This is a genomic window from Sphingomonas sp. MA1305 (assembly GCF_016107325.1).
Taxonomy (GTDB): Bacteria; Pseudomonadota; Alphaproteobacteria; order Sphingomonadales; family Sphingomonadaceae; genus Sphingomonas.
This window is the reverse complement of sequence record NZ_RCVT01000003.1, coordinates 104284-130318: the sequence shown is the minus strand read 5'-3', so window position 1 is coordinate 130318 and position 26035 is coordinate 104284. Positions and strand designations below refer to the sequence as shown.

Genomic DNA, 26035 nt, shown 5'->3' with positions numbered 1-26035 from the left:
AGCCAACCCTAGATCTTGGTGCATTGACCTTATACAAGAGGACAATGAATGACAAAATCATTAACACAAAACTGAAATAAATTAAGCCTGCTGATGTTGCGTTCGGCCTAGCGGCAATCGTGAAAAGCGCCATCGCACAAAAGAAAGCAGTCGCGTAGATCAACAAGCCCCTAAAAAGTCCGAACGATTTTAGCTTATCGATAATCGCCAACAAAACGAGTATAGTCGACGCTATAGCTACACAGTACGACGAGCTATCGATTAAGAGATGTGACCCCGCGAAGACGAAGTAGTATAGCAAGGCGATCGCCGTCACTGCAGCGTAGTTTTGTATTATTCTGCTCATATCGGCTTACAACTTTTCACAATTTACGGGCGAATCCGGGGAGAACGCGTATCCAACCAGCTTACCGGAAGCCGCGCCGTAGGCGTCTTCAATAAACTTGCGCGTCCCGCTTGACAGAAAAGAGCCGATTCTTTCGGCATTACCTATACGGCTTATGACTTTTCCGCCCCCAAAATTGAGCGCAAACCGCGCGCCTCCCTCGCCGAGGTTCCCCCCGAGAATATCCACTGCTGCGTTACCGAATGCAGAGATAGCACCGCCGATCCCGGAGATGGTAAGCCCGGGCGAAGCGCCTCCGATTGTTCCCGGCACGGCCCCTACACCACCAGCATCGGCACCCGCCACAAAACCTGCGGTGCCGCCAAGACCTGCCGCAACGAGTCCTAGATCGGAGACTACGTCGCCAGCGCCAGCAATCAACTTTGACAGTCTACAGACACCTTGCTTGGCTTTCTGTACAGCTGCTGAGCCGCAGCGCCGCCGCCGCCGCCGCCGCCCAGAGGCCTTCCCGATCCGCTACCGCCGCCCGGTTGCGCGAAATCAGAGGCCTCATACTGCCAGCCGCATTGTTGAACTGACTGAGAAAACGAAGAGGACGGCATAAACGGATAGGTATAAGTATACACTGGGACGCTTTGGCAGACCATCTGCATAAGCCCCGTCGGATCAGAGCGATTGATCGGATCGCCGCCGACATAGTTATACCAGTTGAGGCCATCACCATACCCGATGGGATCGGTCTGCATGAAGCGGCCGAGGGTTGGTGAGTAGGTGCGCGCCTTGTAGTCGTAGAGGCCTACACTCGGCAGCCACTTCTGGCCTGTGTACTGGAACCGGCCCAGGTTGCTGGCGCCGGGAATGCCATATTCGTCATAGGTGTTGATGGCGATCGCGTTGCCCGCATCGTTACGTCGTCGACGATGTTGAGCACGCGGAACCGCCGGCCGGTGGCAAGCTGGTCATGCACGAAGTCCAGGCTCCAGCGCTGGTTGGGGAGCGCCAGCACCGGCCCCGGCGCCCGCGCGCCCACGGCGCGCCTTCGCCCCTTCCTGCGCCTGACCGTCAGTCCCTCCTCCCGGTAGAGCCGCTGCGTCTTCTTACGGTTGATAGTGACGCCGTCCCGCCGCAGCAGGATGTGCAGTCGGCGGTAGCCAAAACGGCGCCGCTGGCCGGCCAACTCGCGCAGCCGTGCCCGCAGATCCTCGTCGCCATCACGACACGGGCGGTAGCGCATGCTCGTCCGGTCGGCCCCGATCACGGCGCAAGCGCGCCGCTCGCTCATCCCGAACCCAGCCTGCAACCGCGCGACCGCCTCCCGCTTGGCGGCTACGCTCACCACTTTTTTGCCAGCAGGTCTTTCAACCCCGCATTGTCCAGCATGGCGTCGGCCAGCAGCCGCTTGAGCCTGCCATTCTCATCTTCCAGTGCCCGCAGTCGCTTCGCCTCGGACACCTCCAGGCCGCCATACTTGGCCTTCCAGGCGTAGTAGGTCGCGCTCGACATGCCGTGCTTGCGGCACAGCTCCGTCACCACCGCGCCGGCCTCGGCCACCTTCAGAATGCCGATGATCTGCTCTTCCGAAAACTGCTTCCGCTTCATTCCGTCCGTCCCTTCGATGGGCCGGCCTCTAGCTCCAGGTGGATGAAGAAACGGGGGTCACGTCAACCTATCGCGATTGCGCCGTACCTTGCTTTGCGCTAACTGAGAGTGGATGGACCAACGTCTGCGGCACCCTTTGCCGGCAGAAAATGCAAGTTAGGGTGAGGCCTCTCGAGTTGCCTCAGTTGTGCTTGGGCGTTGCGTCCATCAATGCTGACCATAATAAATTGCGTTTCCCCGGCGCAGTTCATGCACACTGTAGAAGTAGAGGCGCGAACTCGCATGTCCGGTTAACTTGCAGATATTTCTAACTCTCCGAAGGATAACCTGCACAGTGGCCGGTGCTCGCGACTTAAACACTACAATGGCCCTGAGCGACAAAGCGTCAACGACGTCCGTGGTCTGCTTACGATCTCGAGTTTTGGCGCTCCCTAGTTGCCTCCATCCGGCGCCTTGAATCACCATTTGCCGCGCGGCTTCGAGTAGCAGGAATGAGTTGCGTACGTTCTCAAGGTTTCTGCTACGCCTCGTCAAATGCCGCCAACCGGCATTGGTGATTTCTATCTCACCTAGTTCGGGATGCTGGCGCTCGATCGATTTCGACCATTCCTTGTAGAACGACCGCGCAGTCGATCTGTCGCGGACGGAAAAATCGACCAACCGCTTCACGTTACGCATGTCTATGCGCTTGAGCGGCGCATCGTCGGGCATGGACCCGGTGAGCCGGCGCAGGGCGCCTTTAGCTTCACTGCCGAAGGTCTGCGATCGGGGAACAAGGACTACTCCCTTGTTGCTTTGCGAGTAGGATGCGTCCCTTTTCAGGTCCTGCCAGTAGATTGCAGGTACTAATTTATAGGGGTCCTCGACATAGATAAGAATAACGGGTCCGGGCATAGCATCCCATCGTGGTCGATGCGACGCTATGTACTCTTCACCGATGTCAACTCCTATCAGGCCGTCGAATCGTTTTTGCTTGTAGTCCTTCATGAAGGAAGGACCACTCTTCACCTGAACGAACAGCAGCCTGCCGAGGAATGCGTTTCGATGTCGCAGAAAAATGACCCCATCGATACCATTATCGTTCTCAGCATCGATGTTCTGCCAATCGCTTTTGAGGAACGCTCTCACCTGGCGGGTTACCAGATCCCTCCCTGCCGCCCCCTGCCGTATAGTTTCCAATCCGCCCCTCTGAGGTGATATGCCAGCCAACGACGACCGTCGGCCTATGCCGGCAAATCTAAACCTCGAACTACTGTCGAGCAATCATAACCCGCATCACGTGATACAACGCTTGTCGAGCTTTTTAGAGATAAGGGAATGTCTGCTACCCAGGCGATAACAGGCCAACGGCATCGCGGGAATCGGAGACCCACCTCCGGTCATTCAGCGGCCACTTCTACCTTCCCAAAAGTAGACGCTTGTTCATCTCGGCAGATACGTGGCGCATGTAGATGGTGGGTCGACACGGATGGCCGGTCAGTCCTCTCCGGCGCGCGGTGGTCCGTGTCCAGCTGCGGCGCGCGCACCCTCGGAGTGTCTGCGCGGCTGATGGACCGCGATCACCTGTCCATCTAATCCCTGCATAGTCCTGTGGAGGCTGCCGCGATGAAATGGCATGTAGTTCTCGTCCTGCCCTTGCTGCTGGCGGCATCGCCGAGACCGCCAGATGAACTGCTTCAGGCGGTCCGTATGAAGCATGCGGTCTGGCTTCTTCGTGAAAACGGTCAGGTGTTCCGCCTCGACGACGAGGCACCGGCGCCAGTCCCCGTGGCCGTTCCCGCTCCGGCTTCCGGGATATGCCGGCTGCGCGGCGCGGTCGCGCTGGTCGGAAGGACTGAAGCGGGGTGGCAGGTCTTCCGCCGCAGGGGCGCCGGCTGGGACGCAGGTCCACCGACGCCCGTTCTGTCCGGAGAACTATATCTGGGTGCGGGCTGCACGATCGACGATGTGACGCTTCTGACGAATCATAGGATCGTCGATGAGCGACGCGGCGTCGTCTCCTTGGTCGGGTACAAGCCTGCGAGGTCGATTCGGACGGTCGTATACCGTGAACCGGATGCATTGCTGGTCGGCACCAACGCGGGCGAGTGGGGAGGCAAGCTGCTGCGCATCACCCTCGTGAGCGGCCGCGTCGAAGAGGTGCCGGATCTGGAGGACCCGATTCATGACATCGCACCTGCTCCTGGCAGACCAGGCTGCGTGGTGCTTGCCGTCGGATTGGTGCACTTCCTGCCATCGGGCAATCTGACCGAATTGTGCGGTAGTCGTACCCGCCGGCTGTACGCCCGCGCATGGGAGGAGCAGGGCTTTAAGGTCAAGCCGATGGCGGCGGACAAGGATTCGTATTCCTCGGTCGCCTTCTACGGCCTCGCACGAGCCGGGGACGGCACCCTGACGGCGATCGCGATGGACGGCCTCTACGACATAGCGCGCGACGGAAGGGTGAGCGGTCCAAAGCCCTTGCCGGCGTTCAAGCTCAGGGGCGACGTGCGGATTTCAGATGCAGCTCGGACGCCGGAGCTCGTCCTCACTGGAATCAACGGGCGCGCTTCCCTGGGTGGAGCGATGCCGATCGTCGTGCAGCGCTGAGTTTTCCATCTAATCGCGGTCATGCTCAATCGGTCGCTCCTCACGAGGTCCGCTCATGACGCGGTGCACATGGTGCGCCGGACGCAGAAACGAGTGCCGTGCGCAATCGACGCACTCGATCCGCTTGGTCGACTGGGCCAACGATCTGGCGACCCCTGCCGCGGCGCGGGAGGGTGCAGGCGGCGCTTCCGAGCATCGGAGCCGGATCAGGATCGCACGTCGACGCCGCCACCGAGCGCACGGACGAGATCGGTGGCGGTCTGGAGCTGCTGACTGCGTACCGTCAGCAATGCGCGCTCGGCATCCAAAGCTGCGGTCTGTGCGGTCACGACCTCAAGATAGTCCGCTGCACCATCACGGTAGCGGACAAGCGCCAGCTCGCGCGTGCGCTCCGCCGCCTCGGCGGCGGCCCGCTGGTCACGCTCCTGCGCGGCAAGCAGCCGCTGACTCGCAAGCGCATCTTCCACCTCGCGGAAGGCGGTCAGTACGGTCTGGCGATACGACGCGGCGGCCTCGTCGTATTCGGCGCGCGCTTGCTGCACGCCGGCACGCCGGCGGCCGCCGTCGAAGACCGACAGCGCAGCGGATAGAGGACCTAGCGCCCAGAAGCCGTTGGCAGCGCTTAGCAGCGAGCCGCGAGCCGCCTCGAACCCACCCGTCGCGCCCAGCGTCAGAGTGGGAAAGAGGGCAGCGCGGGCCACGCCGATGCGTGCGTTAGCCGCCGCGACGCGGCGCTCGGCCGCGGCGATGTCCGGTCGGCGCTCGAGCAGCGTCGATGGAAGACCTGCCGCGATCGGCGGAGGCGTCAGCTGGCGGTCCTCGACGGCCAGCGCGAATTCGGCGGGCGCTTCGCCGATCAGCACCGCGACGGCGTGCTCGTCCCGCTGCCTAGCGGCGGCAACGGCTGAAAGTTCTGCCCGGGCGCTCGAAAGTTGGTTTTGGGCGCGGCTGACGTCGATGCCCGATGCGATGCCGCCCTCGTGCCGCGTGTCTGTGAGCCGGTAGGCGCGCAGGTTCGCCTCCACGGTCTGACGCAGGAGCACGATGCGCGCGTCGAGCCCACGCATGTCGAAGTAGATGCCGGCCAGCTGCGCCTGCAGTCCGAGCGTCACCACGGCGATGTCGGCCCTGCTCGCATCGGCATCCGCGCGGCTTGCGCGGACCGAACTGCGAACGCGGCCGAACAGATCGAGTTCGTAGGCAAGCGACGCCCCGACCGTTCCGACCGTGTAGGGTGCGGCGCTGCCGAGCGCGAGAGGGCGCCCGGAAGAGACGCGATCACGACTGACGTCGGCCGAGAGCCCAACCTGAGGGACGAGGTCCGCGCGTGCCTCGCGCGCGATCGCGCGCGCCTGATCATAGCGCGCTACCGCCGCGGCGAGATCCTGGTTGCCCACGCTGACCCGATCTTCGAGGCTCGACAGGACAGGATCCGCGAACGCCTCCCACCACCTGCCGGTGGGTGGCACCTTGGTGCCGGCGGCTTGCCAGCCGGCAACCTCCTTGTAGGTGGCCGGAGACGCGGCGGTGGGGCGGACGTAGTCGGGCGCGGCGGAGCAGGCGCCGGTCGCGAACAGCATCGTCGATACCGCGAACAGCGATGCCCTGCGCCACTTCGGATCTGCAGCGCCCGAAGCCGGCGTCGAAGGAGACGACCTCACCGCGACGAGGCCTTCTGCACCACGACCCCGTCGCCGTCGGCAAGGGAGTCCGGCGGATTGTCGATCACGTGGTCGCGCGGGGTGACGCCAGAACTGACCTCGACGGTCGCGCCATGGTCCTGACCGATACGGATGGTGCGGAGGTGGGCCTTTCCGTCCGTCCCGGCGATGGCGACCTGCGTGCCGCTCTCACCGACGATGAGGGCGCTGGCGGGCAGCGCGACGGCACCGCTCGTGCCGGCGACCGGGAAGCTCGCCTGCGCGTACGCCCCCGGTTTCAGCGCGCGATCCATATTGGACGCCTCGACCTGGACCAGCACCGTGCCCGAGGACTGCTCCACGGCGCCTGCTGTGCGGGTCAGCGTAGCGTCGAACGTGCGGCCGGGATATTCCGGCAGCGTGAGGGTCACGTGCATCCCCGGACGCACCTGCGCCGAGTAACTCTGCGGCACGCGGATGTAGGCGCGTATTCGTCTCACGTCCGAGACGGTGAACAGAGGTGTGGATGCCGCCGTCCCGGCGGTCACGAGTGCGCCGATGTCGGTGGAGCGGCTCGTGACGATGCCGGCGAACGGCGCGATTAATCGTGTAAAGCCCTGCGTGTACGTCAGCCGGGAGACGTTGGCGCGGGCGGCGTTGGTCACGGCGGTCTTCGCGGCAAGGTCACCGACTTTCTCGTCCGTCTCCTGCTTCGAAACTGCATCCTTCGCGAGCATGTTGCGCCAACGCGCAGCGGTCGAGGCGGCGAGCTGCTGGTTCGCGCGGGCGGTCTCGAGGTCGGCGCGGGCGGCGACGAGCTGCTGGTCGACCTCGGGTGCATCCAGCACCGCAAGCGTCTGACCGGCGCGGACGGGATCGCCGATGTCGACATACCACTTCCGCACGTAGCCGCTTGTCCGCGCGAATATCGGCGCGCTGTTGATCGCCTGCAGGTTGGCCGGCAGGGTCAGCGCCGCAGTCGCTGCGGCCCGCTTGGCGTGTATCACCGCGACGGTCGGAGTCGACTGCGCTTCGGTCCAGGCGGCGAGCCTGCCTTCCGTGTGCGAGCGCGCAGCGATGCCGACTCCGACGACGCCGACCGCAACCACGGCCGCCGCGATGCCAACGGTGCGCAGCGAGCGCGACGGTGGCTTGGGGGACGTCCCGAACGACGCCTCAGACATGAGCTTGCTCCAGGTTGCCAGCCTCCCGTGCCGGAGCGGTCGAGCCGCGACGGCGGTGGACGAGGCTGAAGATGACGGGGACGAACATCAGCGTTGCGAAGGTCGCGACCATCAGTCCGCCAATCACAGCGCGTCCGAGGGGAGCGTTCTGCTCGCCGCCTTCACCAAGACCGAGCGCCATCGGCAGCATGCCGATGATCATCGCCAGGGCGGTCATGAGGACCGGGCGGAAGCGGGTCATGCCGGCTTCCAGCGCGGCGGCGGTGGCGTCACCGAGGTCCGCGAGGCGCTCGCGGGCGAAGCTCACCACAAGGATCGCGTTGGCGGTGGCAACGCCCATGCACATGATGGCACCTGTGAGCGCCGGCACCGACAGCGTCGTGCCGGAGACGAATAGCATCCAGACGATGCCCGCAAGCGCTCCCGGCAGAGCGGTGATGATCACGAACGGATCTAGCCAGCTCTGGAAGTTCACGACGATCAGCAGGTAGATCAGCACGATCGCGCCAAGCAGGCCGTAGCCGAGACCCGAGAAGGCGCTGTTCATCGTGGCATACTGGCCGCGCAGCGCGACGGTCGCACCCTTGGGCGCCTGCCCCTTGAGGTCCTCCAGGACCTTGCGGATGTCGCCCGCCACCGCGCCGAGGTCCCGGCCGGCCGGGGTGGCGTAGATGTCGATCACCGGAGCGATGTTGTAGTGCGACACCACGGCGGGCGCGTTCGCGCGCACGATCGTGCCGAGCCCGCCGAGCACCTGCGAGCGGCCGTTCGTGCCGGTCACCGGAATGCTCGACAGGTCGCCCATCGAGCCGACGCGATACTCGGGCGCCTGCGCCACAACCGGATAGGACACGCCGTTCTCGGGGTTGAGGAAGTAGACCGGCGCCGTCTGCGCAGTGCCCGCAAGCGAGCTTGCCAAGCTCGTGGTCACGTCGCGCTCCGTCAGCCCGTACTGGCCGATCCGGCTGCGGTCGACCGCGACGTCGAGCTGCGGGTAGCGCGCCGACTGTTGGATGCGTGCGTCGGCGAGGCCCGGGATCCGTGCGATGCGCCGCATGATCCGCTGCGCATAGGCGGCGTTGCCGGCGGCGTTCTTGCCAGCGATCTGGATGTCGATCGGTGCCGGCGCGCCGAAGTTCAGGATCTGGCTGGTGATGTCGGCCGGCAGGAAGGAGAATGTGGCGCCGGGGAAGTCGCGGGGCAGCTGCTCGCGCAGCTTGCGGACGTAGTCCGCCGTCGGAGCGTGGTCCTTCGACAACTGGATCAGCACGTCGCCGTCCTGCGGACCTACGGTACCGGAGTTGTTGTAGGTCGTGTTGATCGAGCTGACCGGCAAGCCGATGTTGTCGACGATAGAGACCAGCTCGCCGGCTGGGATGATCTGGCGGACTCGGCGCTGGATGCGATCGAACTCGGCCGAAGTCTGCTCGATCCGGCTGCCGACGGGCGCACGCACGTGCATCGCGATCTGCCCGGCATCGACCGCAGGGAAGAAGTTCTGCCCCAGGAAGGGCACCAGACCGAACGACAGGAGCACCACGGCCAGAAAGCCGATCACGAAGCCCCGGGGCGCCGCCAGCACGCGCTCGAGCATGCCACCGTAGCTCGCGCGAATCGCCTCGAAACGCATCTCGAAGCCGCGCTGGAACCGCACGAGCGGGTTCCGTGAGGCGGACGTGCCGGCGCTGTGCTGGTCGTGGTCGTCGCCCGAGCCGTGCGGCTTCAGCAGGTACATCGCCATGGTCGGCACCAGCGTGCGCGACAGGACGAACGAGGCGATCATGGCGAACACCACCGCAAGTGCCAGCGGCACGAACAGGAAGCCGGCCACGCCCGGCAGGAAGAACATCGGCACGAACACGATGCAGATGCACAGCAGCGAGACGAACGCCGGCGTCACGATCTGCGCAGCGCCGTCCAGGATCGCCCGATGCACTGGCTTGCCCTGTTCCAGGTGCCAGTTGATGTTCTCGATCGTCACGGTGGCATCGTCGACCAGGATGCCGACTGCGAGGCTGAGGCCGCCGAGCGTCATCGTGTTGAGCGTGTTGCCCGTCACCGCCAACCCGATGATCGCGGACAGGATCGCAAGCGGGATCGAGATCGCGATAATTACGGTGGAGCGCCACGAGCCGAGGAACAGCAGGATCATCAGGCTGGTCAGCGCCGCAGCGATGGCACCTTCCTTGACCACGCCCTCCACCGCGGCGCGCACGAACAGCGACTGGTCGCCGATCGGCACGATCTTCAGCGCGCTCGGCAGGGTCTCCTGGATCTTGGGCAGCGCGTCCTTGATCCCCTGCACGATCGCCAGGGTGGAGGTCGCACCGTTCTTGAGCACGGTCATGATCACGGAGCGGGCGCCGTCGACGTGGACGACGTTGGTCTGCGGGGCCGAGCCGTCACGGACGTGCGCGACGTCGCGCATGTAGATCGTGGCGCCGTTCACGACCTTCACGGGGATGCTGTTCAGCTCCTCGACGGATCCCGGCGCGTTGTTCAGGCGGACGCTGTACTGGAAGCCACCGATCTTCGCGAAGCCCGCCGGGTTGATCTGGTTTTGCGCCGCGATCGCGTTGCCGACGTCCTGCGCGGACAGCCCCTTGGACTGCAGGGCGTCGGGATCGAGATCGATCTGGATCTGGCGCTGGCGCCCGCCCGAAGGATAGGGAATGGCAGCGCCCGGCACGGTCACCAGCCCCGGTCGGACCTGATTGACGGCGAGATCGAACATTTGCCCCTCGGACAGTCCTTTCCCTGACAGCGCCAGCTGGACAATCGGCACCGTCGATGCGCTGTAGTTGAGCACCAGCGGAGGGGTGATCCCTGGCGGCAGCTGCTTCAGCACCGTCTGCGACACCGAAGTCACCTGCGCGGTGGCGGTGCGGATGTCCGCACCCGGCTGGAAGTAGATCTTCACGACGCCGATGCCCGGCAGCGACTGGCTCTCGATGTGATCGATGTCGTTGACGGTGGTGGTCAGCACGCGCTCGAACGGCGTGATGATCCGACCGGACATCTCGTCGGGCGAGAGGCCGGAATACTGCCAGGCCGTGGCGATTACCGGGACCTTGATGTCGGGGAAGATGTCGACGGGGGTCCGGATCGCCGCCAGCACCCCGACGATGGCAATCAGGATCGCCATCACGATGAACGTCAGCGGCCGTGCGAGCGCAATGCGTACGATGCCGATCATGGCCACAGCTTCCCTTGATGGCGCCCGTACCGGCGAGCGGCGACGCGTGCCAGCCTAGTGCGCGGCGACGGAGGACCGGTGACGGGCGGCAGCACGAGACCATGCCGCGGCGCAGCAAATGATCGCGCGTTTCTGCTTTGTCTAATATTGTTTCCGCCACGATTGATATCTAGAGGATATCAATCATGGAGCTGCGCCACCTGCGCTATTTCGTCCAGGTCGCTGAAGACCTGCATTTCGCCCGTGCCGCCGCCAGGCTCGGTATCTCGCAGCCGCCGCTGAGCCTGCAAATCCGTCAGCTTGAGGAGGACATAGGGGTGCGCCTGCTCGAGCGGACGAGCAGGCGCGTAACACTGACCCCGGCGGGTTCCGTATTTCTCGATGCCGCGAAGCGTGCACTGGCGGAGGCCGAGCGAGGAGTCGCCCTAGCGCGAGCCGCCGCCCGTGGGGAGCTGGGCGGGCTGCGAGTGGGGTTCAATGCTTCGGCGCCGTTCATTCCAAAGGTCGCCTTGGCTATAAACGCCTACCGCCGTCTCTTCCCCGAGGTACAGCTCGCGCTTTCCGAGGTCGTCGGACACGCGCAGATCGAGGCGATAGCAGCGGGCGAACTGGACGTCGGCTTTCTGCGTAGCGCCACGCCGCCTGGGCTACCCGCGGAACTGACCGCGACGCGCATCCTCGAGGAGCGTCTGATGGTCGCGACGAACCCGGACAACCCTCTCGCCGGGCGACCAGACCTGAGGTTGGCGGATGCGGCCGCCCACCCGCTCGTCGTCTACGGAAACGATCGCGGGGGTGGCTTTACCGAAGAGCTCTTCGCGCTCATCCGCGCGGGCGGCCTCGAACCGAATGTCGCACAGTCGGTTAGCGAGGTTTCCACCCTTCTCGGGCTGGTCGCCGCCGGTGTGGGCATAGCCGTCGTGGCTAAGTCATTGTGTGCACTGCAGTCTGCCAGCTTGGTCTACACAGAACTGGTTGACGAAGGGATGGCGAGTTCGGTGTGGCTAGTTCACGCGATTTCCTGCCTCCCGACCGCGACCGCCTTCGCGGCGATCGTAAATACGAATTGATCATCGCGCACGGTGGTACTGTCAAAACAACTGCACGCGAGGTTCCAAAGGGCGGTTTTCCGCCCCCTTTGCCTGCCCAACGGCAGGCAAACGGCGTCATTCCCGGAACGAGCCGAGCAGTTCACTATACTGACAGCGCAGCCACCAGGCCCCTAGCCCTTTGAAGGAAGCGTTAGCCAAACGACTCAAATCATTGGTGCGTTACATTTGACAGCACCCTGCTGCGTAAACAGGGCGGAGGCGGCGACCAGCTCGATGACGCGGTAGTTGTGGCCGGTCAGGCCGCTGGTCGTGGCTTCGTCGGCACGCAAGACCGTACCCACCGCCGGCGTCAGGCCATCGCGGACGTCTGCGTCCATCGAGGCGAGGTCGCGTTGTCTCCATCGCATCGGCTTCCGGTTCGCCATCAAAAGGCGATCTGCGCTCGTCCGACCACGGTCTGCCCTCGATCGTTGCCGATCGCCACGGTCGCAGGATTGGAGACGGTCCAATCGACTAGGTTCATCTGCAGGCGCACGAAGTTGTTGAGGTACCAGTTTACGCCCAAGGTGGCCGCGGTGCCGCGCCCGGCCGTCGGGTTGCTGCTGTAGTCGATCGCCTCGTATCGTGCGGCCAGTTCGATCGCCCCACTGCCGCCGGTGGTAACGGGATTGAGCACGCGGGGACGGCTCCACACCCCGCCGCGGCTCAAGTACGGTGGCGACTCGCCGGTTAGGAACCAACCGCCTTGCAGAGCCCAGGCGTTCTGATCTGTCGAGCCCGTCGCATTGCGCAGCGTTCTCGCGCCATATTCCCCGTAGGCCCAAAGTGATCTGTGGAACGCACCCAGTTCAAGGCCATAGCCATCTCCCGACTGCGGGTTGGCGAACGTGCCGGGCGAAATGCGAAGATTGTCGTTGAGGAACCCGCCCACTGCGATGGCGCGGGTCGGCCGAGTGACGTCGCTCGCCAGATCTTCGTGGAAGCCCCAGACGCCCACGTGGAGAAGCCACTCGTCCGTCTTGACCGGGTTCCAGTGGGCGCGTCCCGCAATCGTCACGCTGTCGCTCGCCGTCCCGGGATTGTTGATGTCGTCGCCTGATATCTGCACGCCGACATGCCACCGCTCGCCGTAGACGCGCGCTGCGGCACCCAAGCCGAAGAAGCCGCGCACAGGAACGATCCCCTGCGCTACGAAGTTGCGCTCGAGAAATGGCACCGAGATGGTGCCGCTCGACCCGTCCAGTCCTCGATCGTTCAACCGATTGCCCAAGGCGAATTCAGCCTGCCGTCCCATGATCCTGGTCGTCCATGCGAGATAGGCGGACTTGATAGTAACGTCGTTGTCCGCGAAGTCGCCTTCCAGGACGTAGGAAAGGTGCTGGCCCGCCGTCCCTTCGAACCCGAAGCGCAGCGACCGCGCCTGCGTCGCGGTGATATTGCGACTGGAGACCTTGCTACCCGTCGTGGTGCCAAGGTCGATCAGGACGCGTCCACGCGGCCGGAACGAGAAATTGCCATCGGCGCTCGCAAACTCCGGCGTCCCCTTCGACCAGTCGACATGCCCACCTTCCTTCTGCGTCTTCTCGATCTGCGCCAGCCGCCCGTCGAGCGACGGCGGGTGCGCGTCGGACGGCAACGCCTGACCTAGCGGCAGGGGTGAGCGCGGCGGGGTGGCCTGATCGGCGAGCCGCGGCGATACGGGGTGCAAATGGCCGGCTTCTGGCCGAATGACCGGCGTGGAGGCCACCTTCTCTTCCTCGACCGCTGCCAACCTCGCCTCGAGCCGCGCAATCTGCGTCTGCTGCTGCTCGATCAGACGGGTTAGCCGGGCCACGTCATCCTCCCTCGACTGAGCGGAGGCGGGCACGGCGGCACACAGGCCCATGACGAACATGGCTCCTCGATACATTGCTGACATCCTCTCCGGGCGTGGGCACCGGCTCTCTTGGCCAGCGCATCACCGACTTGGCTGCCCGCCGCGTCTTGATACGCAGCGGGTGACAGGATCAGTGCGTTTCGCGCTCGGTGGTGAGACGCGATCCGACGATCAGAGCGAGCAGCGACAACAGCGCCGCCCCAGCGCACCAGGCGCCCGGGATGGCCTTGTCTCCGGTCGCCCCGATCAGCGCGGTGCTGATCGCAGGCGTGAACCCGCCGAAGATCGCAGTCGCCAGACTGTAGGCCAGGCTGAAGCCGACGGTGCGCACGTGAGGTGGGATGACCTCGGTCAGGTAGACGATGAAGGCACCGTTGTAGGTGGCGTAGATGGCGGCGAGCAGAAGCTCGACCGTCAGTAGCCGACTGAAACTTGGCGCGGCGACCAGCCAGCTCATCAGCGGGTAGGCAAGGATCGCGCCCAGCAGGGTCGCGGTGATCAGCAGCGGTTGACGCCCGATCCGGTCGGACAGCGCGCCCATGACCGGCAGCAACACGAAGTTGGTCAAGCCGACGCAGGCGGTAACGAACAACGCGGATCCCGGGGTCAGCGACAGGACCTTGTTGCCGAAGGTCGGAGTGTAGGCGGTGATCATGTAGAAGAAGACGGTGGTCATCACCGCCATCAGCGCGCCTTGAAGGACGATGCCCCAATTGCCGCCGATGGTGCGGATGATCTGCGAGAGCTGCGGATGCACCTTGCGCTTCAGGAAGACCTCTGTTTCCTCCATGTGGCGGCGGATGACGAAGAGGAACGGGATCATCACGCAGCCGATGATGAAGGGGATGCGCCAGCCCCAGGCTTGCATCGTGACGGGGTCCAGGCTGGTTGACACGATCAGGCCGATGAGTGCGGCGAAGACGACCGCCGCCTGCTGGCTGGCCGACTGCCACGAGCAGAAGAAGCCTTTGCGGTTCGGTGGTGCGATTTCGTTGAGGTAAACGGAGACGCCGCCAACCTCGACGCCTGCCGAGAGGCCCTGGACCAATCTACCGATCAGGATGATGATCGGAGCGGCGACGCCGATCTGGGCATAGGTGGGCGTGATCGCGATCGCGAGGGTGCCGAGCGCCATCAGGCCGAGCGTCAGCAGCAGACCCTGCCGCCGCCCGTGCTTGTCGATGTAGGCGCCCAGCACCAATGCGCCGATCGGGCGCATCAGAAAGCCCGCGCCGAAGGTCATCAACGTCAGCATGAGCGAGGCGAATTCGCTGCCGGTCGGAAAGAACGCCTTGGAGATGTACGTGGCGTAATAGCCGAACACCATAAAGTCGAACATCTCCAGGAAGTTGCCGCTGGCAACGATGAAGATCGACTTGAAGGCGGACTTGCGGCGCTCGGCCGACACGGGCGCAGCTGTTGCCGCAGCCGAGAGAGTGGCTTGGGTCATGGCTTGGCCTTTTGCGAAGCGGGCTCCAATCCGCTGTCGCGGATGATCGGATAGGCTTCCGGGGATGCGAGGTAGGCGATCAGCCTGCGGGCATCCGCCTGACGCGGAGAATAGGCGACAACGCCGGCGGAGAAGGCCGTGACCTTCTGCAGCGTTTCGGGGAGTAGGCCGACGATGCGGATGCCCTTCACCGGCTTCAACTCGCTCAGCTGTTGAAAACCAATTTCCGCCTGTCCCTCCGCAACGATCTTGCCGACCGGCGTAGCGGGGATCATGCGGCCCTTGGGACGGACCTGATCCGCGATGCCGAGACGATCGAGCATCGTCGACTGGATGTAGACGCCCGATGCACTGTCCGACCAGGCGACGGACCTGGCGTGGATCAGCGTGTCTCGGACTGCGTCCGGCGTGCTGATGTCCGGAACCGGCGCCCCTGCTTTGACCGCAACGGCGATCCTGGACAGACCAAGATCTGTCACTGTGGCGCCGTTGACGGTTCCGGCCGCCGCCAGTTTGTCCAGACCGCTACGTGCAAGGATGGCGATGTCGGCATCCTCATGCCGCGCCAGCCGGGCGGGGATCGCCTGCGGCGTGTCTCCCATCGACGGTCCATGCTCGGTGACGACATGGACGCCGGTATCGCGTTCATACTGCTTCGCCAGCGCTTCGAATGCGGTGGTAAAGCCGCCTGAAGTAACAACGTGGAGCTCACGCACTTTGGCGGGCGTGACATCCCGCGCGAGCAATGGACCTGCGAACGAGGTCAGGCCCAGCAGCAGTGCCGCGCCGACGATGCCACGCAAAGTCCGCCGTCGAGGCCCGACTGCTTCTAAGTTGAAGGGTTGCTCTTCCATCAGGAACCTCTCTTACGCCCCGCTTGGCGCGGGTTCTCGATCTGGCAGAGGCTTGAGCCGTCACGCCTTGCACGCCAATAAGCACCGACACGCATCGATTTGACAAATGCAATGATCGGTATGCTTAATGCGCGGGACGCATGATTTGGAGAGTGGAGCTGCGGTTGATCCGCCACCTATATGTCCAGATGCTGGTTGCAATCGTCGCGGGGACCGCGATCGGCTGTCTGACGCCTGCGTTAGCCCAGGACCTCGGGGCCTTGGGTATCGCCTTCATCAAGGCGATGCGGATGATGGTGCCGCCCGTCCTATTCTGCACCATCGTCGAGGGCATCGTCCGCAACGGCGCCGCCGGGGACACTGGTGCGACGCTGCTGCGCAGCATGGTCGTCTTCCTCGGCATCACCATCGCCGCGCTAGGCATCGGTCTGGGTGTGACGATGCTGATGCAGCCGGGACGCGGGCTCCCCCTCCCCGTCGATGCCGAGGCGGCGGTGGAGTTGCAGAAACAGCTCGCGGGGCGGCATATCACCGGGCCGGGTGACTTCCTGGTCCGAATGGTGCCGGACACGTTCTTCTCGGCCTTTACCGCAGGTGACGTCCTGCCGGTGCTGTTTGTTGCGGGGTTGGTCGGCTTTGGCCTGCTACGCATCGGCGATGCGGGCGCGCCTATCGTGCGTGGGATCGAAGCATTGACCCGGCTCCAGTTCGTGATCTTTGGCTTTCTGATCCGCGCTGCCCCCGTGGGTGCCTTCGGTGCGATCGCCTATACGGTCGGGACCTATGGCATCGGCTTCATCGGCTCGCTTGGCCTGTTGCTGGCGACTTTGGCTGTGGCTTGCGGCATGCTGATTGTCGCCCTCGTACTCGCCGTCCGGGCAGCAACCGGGCTTACGGGCCGGACACTGCTCCGTACCTTCCGAGACGAGATCCTGATCGTTCTCGGCACCTCCTCGACCGAGGTCGTGCTGCCGCGCCTGATCGAGAAGCTGGAGCGGCTTGGCTGCCCGCGAAGCATCGTTGGGCTGACCGTACCGCTCGGCTATTCGTTGAACCTCGCAGGGACCGCAGCGTATCTCATCGTCGCGACGTTGTTCCTAGGCGAAGCGCTCGGCGTCGCGCTCTCGCCGGAACGGATCGTCGTCTACCTCGGTGTGATGTTGGTCACCTCGAAGGCCGCGGCGGGGGTGACGGGCAGCGGCTTCTCGGCTCTGCTGCTGACCTTGTCGCTGCTGCCCGACGTACCGGTCGGGTCCGCCGCGATGCTGATCGCGGTCGACCGCTTTCTCTCCGAAATCCGTGCACTGACCAGCGGCACAGCCAACGTTGCAGCCACGCTGCTCGTCACCCGGTGGAGCGGCGGGCAGCTATCGGCCGACCCAGGCCGCGGCAAGTAAGGTCATTAGTCGAGACGCCGCTACCGACAGAGGCGCGGAGGCACGCCGCAGGACGCCGATCGTCCGCACCACCTCGCCCCCCCGTAGGGGGCGCCACACCAGGTCGCGAGCGTCTGGTCCTTGACAGGCGAGCCGTGGCAGCACCGATGGCCCAAGCCCTGCTTGCACCAGTGCAAGGGCCGAGGTGAGTCTCGTCACCTCGTAGAACCATCGGAGCTCGACACCCGCTCGCGCCAGTCCCGCCTCTAGTGCGGTGCGGTTGCCGCTGCCCATATGCACCGTCACCAGCCGGCGTCCGACAAGATCGGACCAGCTGGGATCCGCCAACGCCGCCAAGGGATCGTCTTGGCGGCAGACCAAGCCATAGGGATCATCGATGAGCGGCTCGAACGCCAGATCACCGTCGGACGTGACGGGAAGGGTGATACCGAATTCCGCTTCGCCGGTCCGCACCGCCTCGGCGCATTCAGTCGCCGACAGGTCGAGCACCCGCACCCGCACGTTGCGGAACTCCTGGCCGAAGCGCTCAAGCACCTCCGGAAGGAACCTGACCATCGCACTTGGAATGCTGGCGATCGTCAGACGCCCGGCCTGCCGCTCGCCAAGCGCCAGCATGCCAAGCAGCGATGTGTCGAGCTCCTCCAGCAAGCGGCGCAACAGCGGGACGATCTCCTCTCCCGCCGGAGTCAGGCGCACATTGCGGGTCGTGCGTTCGAGCAACGCAGTCCCGATGGAAGCTTCCAATTTCTGCATTCTGCGGCTGAGCGCTGGCTGCGAAAGGTTGAGCTGATCGGCGGCACGCTGGAAGCTTTTCGCATCCGCTACGGCAATGACGGCTCGTAAGTCCGTGATCTCACAATTTAGCGGAACCATGGTCTTTCTGTTGCGTGAAAAGCCATCGGTTGCAAAGCCGTCTTCAACCTGTCTCCAGCTCCACCGACGGCGAACCTCACGCACTCGCTTCCAGTCTAGCTATCCGCAACGACCCAGAACCAGACGTCTGAGGTCGCTCTGCCTCGTCCCATTTGCCACCCTTCGTTCATCCAGTGAATGGCCGATATTCAGCCACTAGGCTCGATGATACACTGTCCGTCCGCAGCGACGCCGGGTGGCGGCCGGGTCGGCGCGACAGCTGTTGGCCGCCCCACGCCAATGGCATGGACGCTGAGCAGATGGTGCGGATCAAGTCGCGCGACTTCCATTGATCCGCCATGTCGCGCCACCAACGGATCATCATCGACCTGTCGCTCCATTTACTGCGCGCGGCCGCTGCCTGGGCGGGAAGGGAAAACTGGACACTATCTAGGCGCGGCTCGCGCTATGCTGCCTGATCGCGCATTGTTCGGAGCGGTGGCCGCTCAACATGTTCTGGAACTCGGCCGGCACCGACCACGACATCGGCCGCGCGCAGGGTTGCACCGCTGCCCTGAACGGCATTGTCCGGCAGATCGGTCGCGATCCCTCTTAGCTATTCGTCGTCAACGCCGGGCGAACAGGTCCATGTTCGCGTCCCCCCAAGCTTTCAACGCGGCGATGATCGGAGACAGCGAGCGTCCTCGCTCCGACAGCCTGTACTCCACACGAGGCGGCACCTGCGCGAAGACCTCACGCTCGATCAAGCCATCCGCCTCAAGCTCGCGAAGCTGGTTGGTCAACATGCGCGGCGTCACCTCCCCAGCGCGGCGACGCAATTCGTTGAAGCGGGTCGGCCCATCCTGCAGATGAAAGAGAATCACCGCCTTCCACTTGCCGTCAATTAGGCTCACCGCCGCCTCCACCGCGCAGCCCGGCGTGCAATCCAGGCGGGAGTGACGGGCCTTGGCCATCGGCGCGGTATCCTTTTCGATACTATGAGCGTTTTTTGTGCGTACGACAGAAAGCGACACTGTTCCTATGTCATCCAGGCCATCAGACGGAGCAAGACCCATGCGCGCCATTGCCTATCGCCAGCCCGGCCCGATCGACCGACCCGACGCCCTTGTCGACGTCGAACTGCCGAAGCCCATGCCGACCGGGCGCGACATCCTTGTCAAGGTACAGGCCGTGTCCGTGAACCCGGTCGATGCCAAGGTACGCTTGGGTGCCTCGCCGTTCGATGGGCGCACCGAACGTATCCTGGGCTGGGATGCCGCGGGTGTCGTCGAGGCGGTCGGGGAGGAGGTGAGCCGCTTCCAAGTCGGCGACGAGGTCTTCTATGCGGGCGACCTCATGCGTGACGGCAGCAATGCCGAGTACCAGTTGGTCGACGAGCAGATCGTCGGCCATCGCCCGCGCAGCATCAGCGTCGCCGAAGCGGCTGCGCTGCCGCTGACCACGATCACCGCCTGGGAGACGCTGTTCGACCGATTGAAGGTCGCCGACCAGCCGGCCGGCGGTGCCCGCGCCATCCTGATCATTGGCGGCGCGGGCGGCGTCGGCTCGGCCGCGATTCAGATCGCCCGTGCCCGGACCGACCTGACCGTAATCGCCACCGCCTCGCGGGCTGAGACGCAAGGCTGGGTCCGCAACCTCGGCGCGCATCATGTCCTCGACCATTCGCAGCCAATGACGCCGCAGATCGCCGCGCTGGGCTTCGGAGCCCCCGCCTTCGTCTTCTCGACCACCCATACGGATCGCCATCTGGCCGATATCGCCGAGCTGATCGCGCCGCAGGGCCGCTTCGCGCTGATCGACGATCCCGCCAGCCTCGACATCGTCGGCTTCAAGCGCAAGGCCGTATCGGTCCATTGGGAACTGATGTTCACCCGCTCGCTGTTCGGCACGCCCGATATGGCCGAGCAGGGCCGGTTGCTCGACACGGTCGCCGAACTGGTCGATGCTGGCCGCATTCGCACCACGGCCACAGAGACGCTGTCGCCGATCAGCGCTGCCACGCTGACCGAAGCGCATCGTTGCATCGAAAGCGCCACCACCCGCGGCAAGATCGTTCTGGAAGGATGGGAGCCCCGGCATGACTGACCGGATCGTCCACGTCGTCGCCCGCCTTGTGCCGCGGCCCGGCAAGGCCGAGGAACTGGCCACCGCGTTACTCGAGATGCTGGAAGAAGTGCGCGCGGAGTCGGGCTGCCTGCTCTATGACGCGCATGAGAGCCGCGACACGCCCGGCGTGGTCGTAATGGTGGAGAGCTGGGCGGACCAGGCCGCCCGCGATGCCCATGGCCGCGCCCCTGCCCTCACCCGCCTCGCCGCCCGCTTCGACGCGTTGCTCGCCGAGCCGCCAGCCGTCGAACGACTCCGCCGAATCGGATGATCTGTTCGCCACTTGCGGCGAACGGGCACCCACTCGTTGTTGCTCTCGAACGGATAAGCGAGATCATCCATGGACTATATTAAGCTCGGCCACACTGGCCTTGACGTGTCGCGACTTTGCCTCGGCTGCATGACCTATGGTATTCCGGATCGCGGCAACCATGGCTGGACGCTGGGCGAAGGGGCGAGCCGTCCGTTGCTGCGTCAGGCGGTGGAGGCCGGGATCAACTTCTTTTCCGGAAAGTACCGTAATCTCGCCGCTCTCTCGGTACCGAGGCGCCTGGGCAAAGGCGCAGACGCCCGCGCTTCTGGGGGCAGACTCTGATAGACGCTAGATCTAGCAGGACTGTGTGGCGGAGAGGGTGGGATTCGAACCCACGGTACCGTTGCCGGCACGCCGCATTTCGAGTGCGGTGCATTCGACCACTCTGCCACCTCTCCGCGAGGATGCTCGGCGGGCGTCCCTAGACACCCCCTGGGCGGGTCGAGGGCGCGCCTCTAACGGGTTCGTCGGGACGTGGCAAGCGCTCCGCGCGCTTGTGCGACGCGCAAAGGACATTAAATTGTGCGTCATGCCCCGCCACGACAGCGTCCTGCCTGCCACCCCGGCCGAGATTACTGCCCCGCCGATCGCGCATGCGCGCTTCTCGATCGGCGACGTGGTCCGCCATCGCCTGTTCGATTTCCGCGGCGTCATCTTCGACGTCGACCCGGTCTTCGCTAACACCGAGGAATGGTATGAGGCGATTCCAGAGGACGCGCGACCGCGCAAGGACCAGCCCTTCTACCATCTGCTCGCCGAGAATATCGAATCGAGCTACACCGCCTACGTCAGCCAGCAGAACCTGGTGCCCGACGACAGCGACGAGCCGATCGACCACCCCGCCATCGCCGGGCTGTTCTCGGACTATGTCGACGGCCGCTACGCGCTGCGCCGCGAGCACCGGCACTGAGTCTTTCGACGGCGCCGATTTCGCCACCGTCGGCGGTTGACAGCGCCGCCATTCTTCCTTAGCTGCCGCGCTTCATCCCGCCGAAGGCATGCCTTCGCGCGGTCATATGTTTATTGGGAAGTGACAAGAGCCATGTTCGCTATCGTGCGCACGGGCGGCAAGCAGTATCGCGTCGCCGCCGGAGACAAGATCGTCGTCGAAAAGCTGGACGGCGAAGCCGGCGCGTCGATCACGCTGGGTGACGTCCTGCTCGCGGGCGAAGGCTCGGAGCTGAAGAGCGTCGAGGGCCTGACCGTCGCCGCCGAGATCATCGCACAGGCGAAGGGCGAGAAGGTCATCGTCTTCAAGAAGCGCCGTCGTCACAATTATCGCCGCCGCAACGGTCATCGCCAGAACCACACGATCCTCAAGATCGTGTCGGTCGGCTGATCCGTACGCGCGAACCAGGAGTAGAGCAGCATGGCACATAAGAAAGCAGGCGGTTCGTCGCGCAACGGTCGTGATTCGGCCGGCCGTCGCCTTGGCGTGAAGAAGTTCGGTGGTCAGGAAGCGATCGCCGGCAACATCCTCGTCCGCCAGCGCGGCACGAAGTTCTACCCGGGCCGCAACGTCGGCATGGGCAAGGACCACACCCTTTTTGCGCTCGTCGACGGCCGCGTGGCGTTCCACGAGGGCAAGCTCGGCCGCAAATTCTGCTCGGTCGAGATTATGGCCGAGGCGGCTGAATAACATCGGGCGACCAACCGGGTTGCCCACCAGGGTGACCCGGTCGCACCGCCCAGGCGGTGCCAACCAGACAAGGGAGGCGGGTCACCCCGGCTCCCTTTTTTCGTGCTCCCTCAACCCTGTCGCCGCCGCGTCACAGACGCGTGGCAGCGGCACGTATGAGGAGAGCGACGAGCATGTTCGCCAGAACCAAGAGACTGACCCTGCGGCCCGGCTGGCCGGAGGACGCCCCTGCACTGAGCCAGGCAATCGGACACGAAGCGGTGGTGCGGATGCTGAGCCACGTCCCCTTCCCCTATGACGAGGCAGCGGCGGCGGCCTTTCTGTCCAGCCCGCGCGGCGCCCACGAACCGCGCTTCCAGATCGTCTGCCACGACGGCGAAACGCCGACGCTGATCGGCGGCATCGGCATCACACGATATGATCACGGGCCCGAGCTCGGCTATTGGCTGACCCCGTCCGCCTGGGGGCGCGGCTATGCGACCGAGGCGGGCCGCGCCGTGGTCGACATGGCAAGGCATGCGCTACCGTTCGCGCGTCTCGGCGCCTGGCATTATGCCGACAATCCCGCATCAGGTCGGGTGCTGCGCAAGCTCGGCTTCCAACCGACCGGCCGGACCGCGCTGAAGCGCTCGCCCGCGCGCGCCGACGCGGCGACCAGCGTCGAATATACGCTCGACCTGACGGCGGACGACTCCAAACCGATGCCGATCGCGGCCTGACCGTTCCCTCCCTTCGGGGAGGGGGACATCGCCCCTTACGTTCCGCGCCCTTGCCCGCTACGCCGCTGCCCGTGCCGACGCCCAAGCGCCTGTCCCCGGAAGCCTCTCGCGATCGCGCCCTCGACGCCGCGCGCCGGCTCCTCGTCGCCGAGGGGCCGCAAGCGGTGACGCTGAAGGCGGTGGCGGCGGAGATCGGCCGCACCCACGCCAATCTGCTTCATCATTTCGGTTCGGCGGCGGGGCTGCAGCAGGCGCTGATCGCGCGCATGGCGAGCGCCATCTCCGCCGCGATCCGGGCGCGTATCGCCGAAACACCAGCCGACGAGCGCGACCCGGCCGGGATCGTCGAACTGGTCTTCGACGCGTTCGACAGGGATGGAGCAGGTGCGCTCGCCAGCTGGATGATCCTGACCGGCAACCAGGATGCGCTCGACCCGATTCTCGCCGCGATCCACGGCCTGGTCGACGAACTCGCCATCGATCTCGCCCCCCGCCCCCGGCCCATCGCCGAAGAGACGCTGCAGCTGATGCTGATGGCGCTCGGCGATGCGCTGCTCGGCGCGCCGATCGCCCGCGCGCTCGGCCTGCCGCGCCGCACGGCTCGGGACATCGCCGCCGACGCCCTGCGCCAGCCGCTCGGCTGACACTGGCCTTGCCGCCGCGGCACGCTAAAGAGACGTCATGCATTTCCTTGACCAAGCCAAGATTTTCGTCCGTTCCGGCGGGGGCGGCCCCGGCGCCGTCAGCTTCCGGCGCGAAAAGTTCATCGAATATGGCGGCCCCGACGGCGGCAACGGCGGCAAGGGCGGCGACATCGTCTTCGAAGCGGTGGCCGGCCTCAACACGCTGATCGACTTCCGCTACACCCAGCATTTTCGCGCGCCGCGCGGCCAGGGCGGCTCCGGCAGCAACCGGACCGGCGCCGGCGGCGACGATCTGGTCATCAAGGTCCCGGTCGGCACGCAGGTCCTGTCGGAAGACAAGGAAGAGGTGCTGCTTGATTTCACCCGCGTCGGCCAGCGCGAAGTGTTCCTGCGCGGCGGTGATGGCGGTCGCGGCAACGCCAGCTACAAGACCTCGACCAACCGTACGCCGCGCCAGCACGGCACTGGCTGGCCTTACCAGGAAGCGTGGGTGTGGCTGCGGCTGAAGCTGCTGGCCGATGCCGGGCTCGTCGGTCTGCCCAATGCGGGCAAGTCGACCTTCATCAACGCGGTGACCAATGCGCAGGCGAAGGTTGGCGCCTATGCCTTCACCACGACGCGGCCGCAGCTGGGCGTGGTCCGCCACCACAATCGCGAATTCGTCGTCGCCGATATTCCCGGCCTGATCGAGGGCGCGGCGGACGGTGCCGGCATCGGCGACCGTTTCCTCGGCCATATCGAGCGCTGTCGCGTGCTGCTCCACCTCGTCGACGCCAATGACGAGGATGTCGCCGAAAGCTATCGCATCGTCCGTGACGAGCTGGAGGCGTATGGCGCCGGCCTGGCCGACAAGCCGCAGGTGATCGCCCTCAACAAGATCGACACGCTCGACGACGAGCTGGTCGAGGCGCTGTCCGCCGAACTCGCCGCGGCAAGCGGCGCCGATGTGATTCCGCTGTCGGGTGCGGCGGGCACCGGCGTCGACTGGGTGCTCGACCGGCTGCTCGAGGCGATCGGTCCGGCCGCCCAGACGCCGGTCAGCGACGACGGCGAAGAAGATACCGTGGAATGGTCGCCCCTATAGGCGATCCACCGATTTAGGTACGCTTTCGGTCGATCAAAGCGCTGTCTTGTTGATCTGGATCACAATGAACCGTATCCAGTTCGGTTAGATGCTCCGGCGATTGCATCCGGAGCGGAGTGTGCGCGTGTGAACGACCTTGATGCGAGACGGATGATGCGCCTTCATCTCGACCAGGCGCTCGCTTTGGCCTTGGCGCTCGACGAAACGCTGCTCGTTGCCTTGATCACCGAGGCTTCGGAATATTGCGAGGCACACGGCTTCGGTGCGCTGACCGCCGGCATTCCTTCGTCCTCGCTGCAGTAACGGCGCGGCACCGACGGTGCCGCCACCCCTTGGAGTCAATCGACAAAGCGGGCAAAGGCGGGCGGCCATGCTGTTCGCGCCCGCCGCCTGCCCCCGCCTGATCGTGAAAGTCGGCTCCGCGTTGCTGGTCGGCGCCGAGGGGGATGTTCGACGGTCATGGCTGGCCACCCTGGTCGCCGACATCGCCGCGCGGATGCGCGAGGGGCAACAGGTCGCGATCGTATCCTCGGGCGCGATCGCCCTCGGGGCTCGCCGGCTCGGCCTTGCGAAAGGCGGTCGTGCCAGCCTGGAAGACGCGCAGGCCGCCGCTGCGACGGGTCAGATCGCGCTCAGCCAGACCTGGGCGGAATTGCTCGGCCTGCATGGCCTGACGGCGGCACAGATGCTGGTCACGCTTGCCGATCTGGAGGATCGCCGCCGTTATCTCAACGCCGCCGCCACGCTCGGCCGGCTGCTCGGCCTGGGCGTCGTGCCGGTCATCAACGAGAATGACAGCGTCGCTACCGAGGAAATCCGCTTCGGCGACAACGACCGCCTTGCGGCGCGTGTCGCGCAGGCGGCGGGTGCCAGCGGTGTCGTGTTGCTGTCCGACGTCGACGGACTGTACGACGCCAATCCGCACATCCATCCGGCCGCACGGCATATCGCGCGGGTCGAGCGGATCGACGCGGTCGCCGGCATGGCCGACCGCGGCTCCGCCTCCGGCATGGGATCGGGCGGCATGGTATCCAAGGTCGAGGCGGCACGGATCGCCACCGCGGCGGGTGCCGCGCTTGCTATTGCCTCCGGCCGGGTCGATCATCCGCTCGCCGGCGAGCCGCGGCACACATTGTTCGTCGCCGAGCGGACCGCGTCGGCCCGCAAGGCTTGGCTGGCCGGCGGCTTGACCGCCGCCGGCAGCATCCATGTCGACGCCGGCGCCGCGGCGGCGCTGGTGCAGGGCGGCAGCCTGCTCGCCGCCGGCGCGACGCGCGTAGAGGGTGATTTCGCGCGCGGCGACCTGGTCACGATCGAGGGGCCGAACGGCCGCCTCGCACGCGGCCTGGCGGAATATGACGCGGCCGAAACCGCGCGCCTGCTCGGCCGCCGGACGGAGGAGCAAACGGACATCCTCGGCTATGCCCCCCGCGCCGCGCTGGTCCACCGCAACCATCTGGCGCTGCTGTGATGC

24 protein-coding genes, 1 tRNA gene and 2 pseudogenes are annotated in these 26035 nt (G+C 65.2%); 14 read left to right on the top strand and 13 right to left on the bottom strand.

The genetic code is table 11. From position 1 onward, the window contains the following. Positions 1-762: 762 nt before the first annotated feature. The 3 genes and pseudogenes from D9601_RS13675 to D9601_RS13665 form a co-directional block, all read right to left on the bottom strand. Positions 763-1188: an RHS repeat-associated core domain-containing protein gene (locus tag D9601_RS13675; RefSeq protein ID WP_232474250.1), complete on the bottom strand. Its 426-nt coding sequence runs from the start codon at positions 1186-1188 to the stop codon at positions 763-765. Between the two features lie 62 nt (positions 1189-1250). Further along, positions 1251-1945 (bottom strand): annotated as a pseudogene (locus D9601_RS13670) (transposase); the annotation flags it as partial. Positions 1946-2152: 207 nt separating this feature from the next. Continuing rightward, complete coding sequence (locus D9601_RS13665; protein ID WP_232474204.1) at positions 2153-3124, bottom strand: DUF4365 domain-containing protein; 972 nt, start codon at positions 3122-3124, stop codon at positions 2153-2155. A gap of 510 nt (positions 3125-3634) precedes the next feature. Here D9601_RS13665 and D9601_RS13660 point away from each other — a divergent pair. Continuing rightward, on the top strand, positions 3635-4534 hold the full coding sequence (locus D9601_RS13660) for a hypothetical protein (RefSeq protein ID WP_198354606.1): 900 nt from the start codon (positions 3635-3637) through the stop codon (positions 4532-4534). Between the two features lie 206 nt (positions 4535-4740). Here the strand turns inward: D9601_RS13660 and D9601_RS13655 are convergent, their stop codons facing one another. From D9601_RS13655 to D9601_RS13645, 3 genes are all read right to left on the bottom strand, one after another. Next, positions 4741-6114, bottom strand: a complete 1374-nt coding sequence (locus D9601_RS13655) for an efflux transporter outer membrane subunit (protein ID WP_198354605.1) — start codon at positions 6112-6114, stop codon at positions 4741-4743. Positions 6115-6191: 77 nt separating this feature from the next. Continuing rightward, positions 6192-7358 (bottom strand): efflux RND transporter periplasmic adaptor subunit, encoded by a 1167-nt coding sequence (locus D9601_RS13650; RefSeq protein ID WP_198354604.1) that lies wholly within the window; start codon positions 7356-7358, stop codon positions 6192-6194. After that, positions 7351-10554, bottom strand: a complete 3204-nt coding sequence (locus D9601_RS13645) for an efflux RND transporter permease subunit (protein ID WP_198354603.1) — start codon at positions 10552-10554, stop codon at positions 7351-7353. Before D9601_RS13645 ends, D9601_RS13650 begins: the two co-directional genes overlap by 8 nt. Positions 10555-10739: 185 nt before the next feature. Between D9601_RS13645 and D9601_RS13640 the strand changes: the two genes are divergently transcribed. Continuing rightward, complete coding sequence (locus D9601_RS13640; protein WP_198354602.1) at positions 10740-11624, top strand: LysR substrate-binding domain-containing protein; 885 nt, start codon at positions 10740-10742, stop codon at positions 11622-11624. Between the two features lie 185 nt (positions 11625-11809). Here the strand turns inward: D9601_RS13640 and D9601_RS13635 are convergent, their stop codons facing one another. From D9601_RS13635 to D9601_RS13620, 4 genes are all read right to left on the bottom strand, one after another. Next, complete coding sequence (locus D9601_RS13635) at positions 11810-11983, bottom strand: hypothetical protein (RefSeq protein ID WP_198354601.1); 174 nt, start codon at positions 11981-11983, stop codon at positions 11810-11812. 47 nt (positions 11984-12030) lie between these two features. Then, on the bottom strand, positions 12031-13500 hold the full coding sequence (locus D9601_RS13630) for an OprO/OprP family phosphate-selective porin (RefSeq protein WP_198354600.1): 1470 nt from the start codon (positions 13498-13500) through the stop codon (positions 12031-12033). Between the two features lie 112 nt (positions 13501-13612). After that, positions 13613-14932, bottom strand: a complete 1320-nt coding sequence (locus tag D9601_RS13625) for an MFS transporter (RefSeq protein WP_232474203.1) — start codon at positions 14930-14932, stop codon at positions 13613-13615. After that, on the bottom strand, positions 14929-15786 hold the full coding sequence (locus D9601_RS13620; protein WP_198354599.1) for a substrate-binding domain-containing protein: 858 nt from the start codon (positions 15784-15786) through the stop codon (positions 14929-14931). The genes D9601_RS13625 and D9601_RS13620 overlap by 4 nt, the downstream gene beginning before the upstream one ends. Before the next feature lie 188 nt (positions 15787-15974). Between D9601_RS13620 and D9601_RS13615 the strand changes: the two genes are divergently transcribed. Continuing rightward, positions 15975-17183, top strand: a complete 1209-nt coding sequence (locus tag D9601_RS13615) for a cation:dicarboxylate symporter family transporter (protein ID WP_198354598.1) — start codon at positions 15975-15977, stop codon at positions 17181-17183. Here D9601_RS13615 and D9601_RS13610 read toward each other — a convergent pair. Together D9601_RS13610 and D9601_RS13605 are read right to left on the bottom strand one after the other, a co-directional pair. Continuing rightward, positions 17154-18140 (bottom strand): LysR family transcriptional regulator, encoded by a 987-nt coding sequence (locus D9601_RS13610; RefSeq protein WP_332838001.1) that lies wholly within the window; start codon positions 18138-18140, stop codon positions 17154-17156. The two genes, D9601_RS13615 and D9601_RS13610, sit on opposite strands and share 30 nt — an antisense overlap. Positions 18141-18661: 521 nt before the next feature. Next, on the bottom strand, positions 18662-19009 hold the full coding sequence (locus D9601_RS13605; protein WP_198354597.1) for a winged helix-turn-helix transcriptional regulator: 348 nt from the start codon (positions 19007-19009) through the stop codon (positions 18662-18664). 100 nt (positions 19010-19109) lie between these two features. On the opposite strand from D9601_RS13605, the gene D9601_RS13600 reads away from it, so the two are divergent. From D9601_RS13600 to D9601_RS13590, 3 genes and pseudogenes are all read left to right on the top strand, one after another. Beyond that, positions 19110-20141, top strand: a complete 1032-nt coding sequence (locus tag D9601_RS13600; protein ID WP_198354596.1) for a zinc-binding alcohol dehydrogenase family protein — start codon at positions 19110-19112, stop codon at positions 20139-20141. Then, positions 20134-20433: a putative quinol monooxygenase gene (locus D9601_RS13595; RefSeq protein ID WP_198354595.1), complete on the top strand. Its 300-nt coding sequence runs from the start codon at positions 20134-20136 to the stop codon at positions 20431-20433. The genes D9601_RS13600 and D9601_RS13595 overlap by 8 nt, the downstream gene beginning before the upstream one ends. 69 nt (positions 20434-20502) lie before the next feature. Beyond that, positions 20503-20667: pseudogene (locus D9601_RS13590) on the top strand (aldo/keto reductase); the annotation flags it as partial. Positions 20668-20783: 116 nt separating this feature from the next. Here the strand turns inward: D9601_RS13590 and D9601_RS13585 are convergent. Beyond that, positions 20784-20873 (bottom strand) — tRNA-Ser (locus D9601_RS13585). A gap of 131 nt (positions 20874-21004) precedes the next feature. Between D9601_RS13585 and hspQ the strand changes: the two genes are divergently transcribed. From hspQ to proB, 8 genes are all read left to right on the top strand, one after another. Next, positions 21005-21385 (top strand): heat shock protein HspQ, encoded by a 381-nt coding sequence (hspQ, locus tag D9601_RS13580; protein ID WP_198354594.1) that lies wholly within the window; start codon positions 21005-21007, stop codon positions 21383-21385. Positions 21386-21517: 132 nt separating this feature from the next. After that, complete coding sequence (gene rplU, locus D9601_RS13575; RefSeq protein WP_198354593.1) at positions 21518-21814, top strand: 50S ribosomal protein L21; 297 nt, start codon at positions 21518-21520, stop codon at positions 21812-21814. Positions 21815-21844: 30 nt separating this feature from the next. Next, positions 21845-22114 (top strand): 50S ribosomal protein L27, encoded by a 270-nt coding sequence (gene rpmA / locus D9601_RS13570; protein WP_198354592.1) that lies wholly within the window; start codon positions 21845-21847, stop codon positions 22112-22114. A 173-nt stretch (positions 22115-22287) separates the two neighbouring features. Continuing rightward, on the top strand, positions 22288-22833 hold the full coding sequence (locus tag D9601_RS13565) for a GNAT family N-acetyltransferase (RefSeq protein WP_198354591.1): 546 nt from the start codon (positions 22288-22290) through the stop codon (positions 22831-22833). A gap of 71 nt (positions 22834-22904) precedes the next feature. After that, positions 22905-23477: a TetR/AcrR family transcriptional regulator gene (locus D9601_RS13560; protein WP_198354590.1), complete on the top strand. Its 573-nt coding sequence runs from the start codon at positions 22905-22907 to the stop codon at positions 23475-23477. Positions 23478-23514: 37 nt separating this feature from the next. Further along, positions 23515-24561 carry a GTPase ObgE gene (gene obgE / locus D9601_RS13555; RefSeq protein WP_198354589.1) on the top strand — a complete coding sequence of 349 codons (1047 nt, stop codon included), beginning with the start codon at positions 23515-23517 and terminating at the stop codon, positions 24559-24561. Between the two features lie 150 nt (positions 24562-24711). Then, positions 24712-24864 carry a hypothetical protein gene (locus tag D9601_RS13550; protein ID WP_198354588.1) on the top strand — a complete coding sequence of 51 codons (153 nt, stop codon included), beginning with the start codon at positions 24712-24714 and terminating at the stop codon, positions 24862-24864. A 67-nt stretch (positions 24865-24931) separates the two neighbouring features. Continuing rightward, on the top strand, positions 24932-26032 hold the full coding sequence (gene proB, locus D9601_RS13545; RefSeq protein ID WP_198354587.1) for a glutamate 5-kinase: 1101 nt from the start codon (positions 24932-24934) through the stop codon (positions 26030-26032). Positions 26033-26035 lie beyond the last annotated feature (3 nt).

What these genes read in the sequence shown, in the direction of transcription:
- D9601_RS13650 (WP_198354604.1), bottom strand. Translation starts at nt 7,358, where the DNA reads ATGTCTGAGGCGTCGTTCGGGACGTCCCCCAAGCCACCGTCGCGCTCG.
- proB (WP_198354587.1), top strand. Translation starts at nt 24,932, where the DNA reads ATGCTGTTCGCGCCCGCCGCCTGCCCCCGCCTGATCGTGAAAGTCGGC.
- rplU (WP_198354593.1), top strand. Translation starts at nt 21,518, where the DNA reads ATGTTCGCTATCGTGCGCACGGGCGGCAAGCAGTATCGCGTCGCCGCC.
- D9601_RS13565 (WP_198354591.1), top strand. Translation starts at nt 22,288, where the DNA reads ATGTTCGCCAGAACCAAGAGACTGACCCTGCGGCCCGGCTGGCCGGAG.
- D9601_RS13630 (WP_198354600.1), bottom strand. Translation starts at nt 13,500, where the DNA reads ATGTTCGTCATGGGCCTGTGTGCCGCCGTGCCCGCCTCCGCTCAGTCG.
- D9601_RS13595 (WP_198354595.1), top strand. Translation starts at nt 20,134, where the DNA reads ATGACTGACCGGATCGTCCACGTCGTCGCCCGCCTTGTGCCGCGGCCC.
- obgE (WP_198354589.1), top strand. Translation starts at nt 23,515, where the DNA reads ATGCATTTCCTTGACCAAGCCAAGATTTTCGTCCGTTCCGGCGGGGGC.
- D9601_RS13645 (WP_198354603.1), bottom strand. Translation starts at nt 10,554, where the DNA reads ATGATCGGCATCGTACGCATTGCGCTCGCACGGCCGCTGACGTTCATC.
- D9601_RS13640 (WP_198354602.1), top strand. Translation starts at nt 10,740, where the DNA reads ATGGAGCTGCGCCACCTGCGCTATTTCGTCCAGGTCGCTGAAGACCTG.
- D9601_RS13615 (WP_198354598.1), top strand. Translation starts at nt 15,975, where the DNA reads ATGCTGGTTGCAATCGTCGCGGGGACCGCGATCGGCTGTCTGACGCCT.
- D9601_RS13605 (WP_198354597.1), bottom strand. Translation starts at nt 19,009, where the DNA reads ATGGCCAAGGCCCGTCACTCCCGCCTGGATTGCACGCCGGGCTGCGCG.
- D9601_RS13660 (WP_198354606.1), top strand. Translation starts at nt 3,635, where the DNA reads ATGAAGCATGCGGTCTGGCTTCTTCGTGAAAACGGTCAGGTGTTCCGC.
- D9601_RS13620 (WP_198354599.1), bottom strand. Translation starts at nt 15,786, where the DNA reads ATGGAAGAGCAACCCTTCAACTTAGAAGCAGTCGGGCCTCGACGGCGG.
- hspQ (WP_198354594.1), top strand. Translation starts at nt 21,005, where the DNA reads ATGCCCCGCCACGACAGCGTCCTGCCTGCCACCCCGGCCGAGATTACT.
- D9601_RS13550 (WP_198354588.1), top strand. Translation starts at nt 24,712, where the DNA reads ATGATGCGCCTTCATCTCGACCAGGCGCTCGCTTTGGCCTTGGCGCTC.
- D9601_RS13635 (WP_198354601.1), bottom strand. Translation starts at nt 11,983, where the DNA reads ATGGACGCAGACGTCCGCGATGGCCTGACGCCGGCGGTGGGTACGGTC.
- rpmA (WP_198354592.1), top strand. Translation starts at nt 21,845, where the DNA reads ATGGCACATAAGAAAGCAGGCGGTTCGTCGCGCAACGGTCGTGATTCG.
- D9601_RS13655 (WP_198354605.1), bottom strand. Translation starts at nt 6,114, where the DNA reads ATGCTGTTCGCGACCGGCGCCTGCTCCGCCGCGCCCGACTACGTCCGC.
- D9601_RS13600 (WP_198354596.1), top strand. Translation starts at nt 19,110, where the DNA reads ATGCGCGCCATTGCCTATCGCCAGCCCGGCCCGATCGACCGACCCGAC.
- D9601_RS13625 (WP_232474203.1), bottom strand. Translation starts at nt 14,932, where the DNA reads ATGACCCAAGCCACTCTCTCGGCTGCGGCAACAGCTGCGCCCGTGTCG.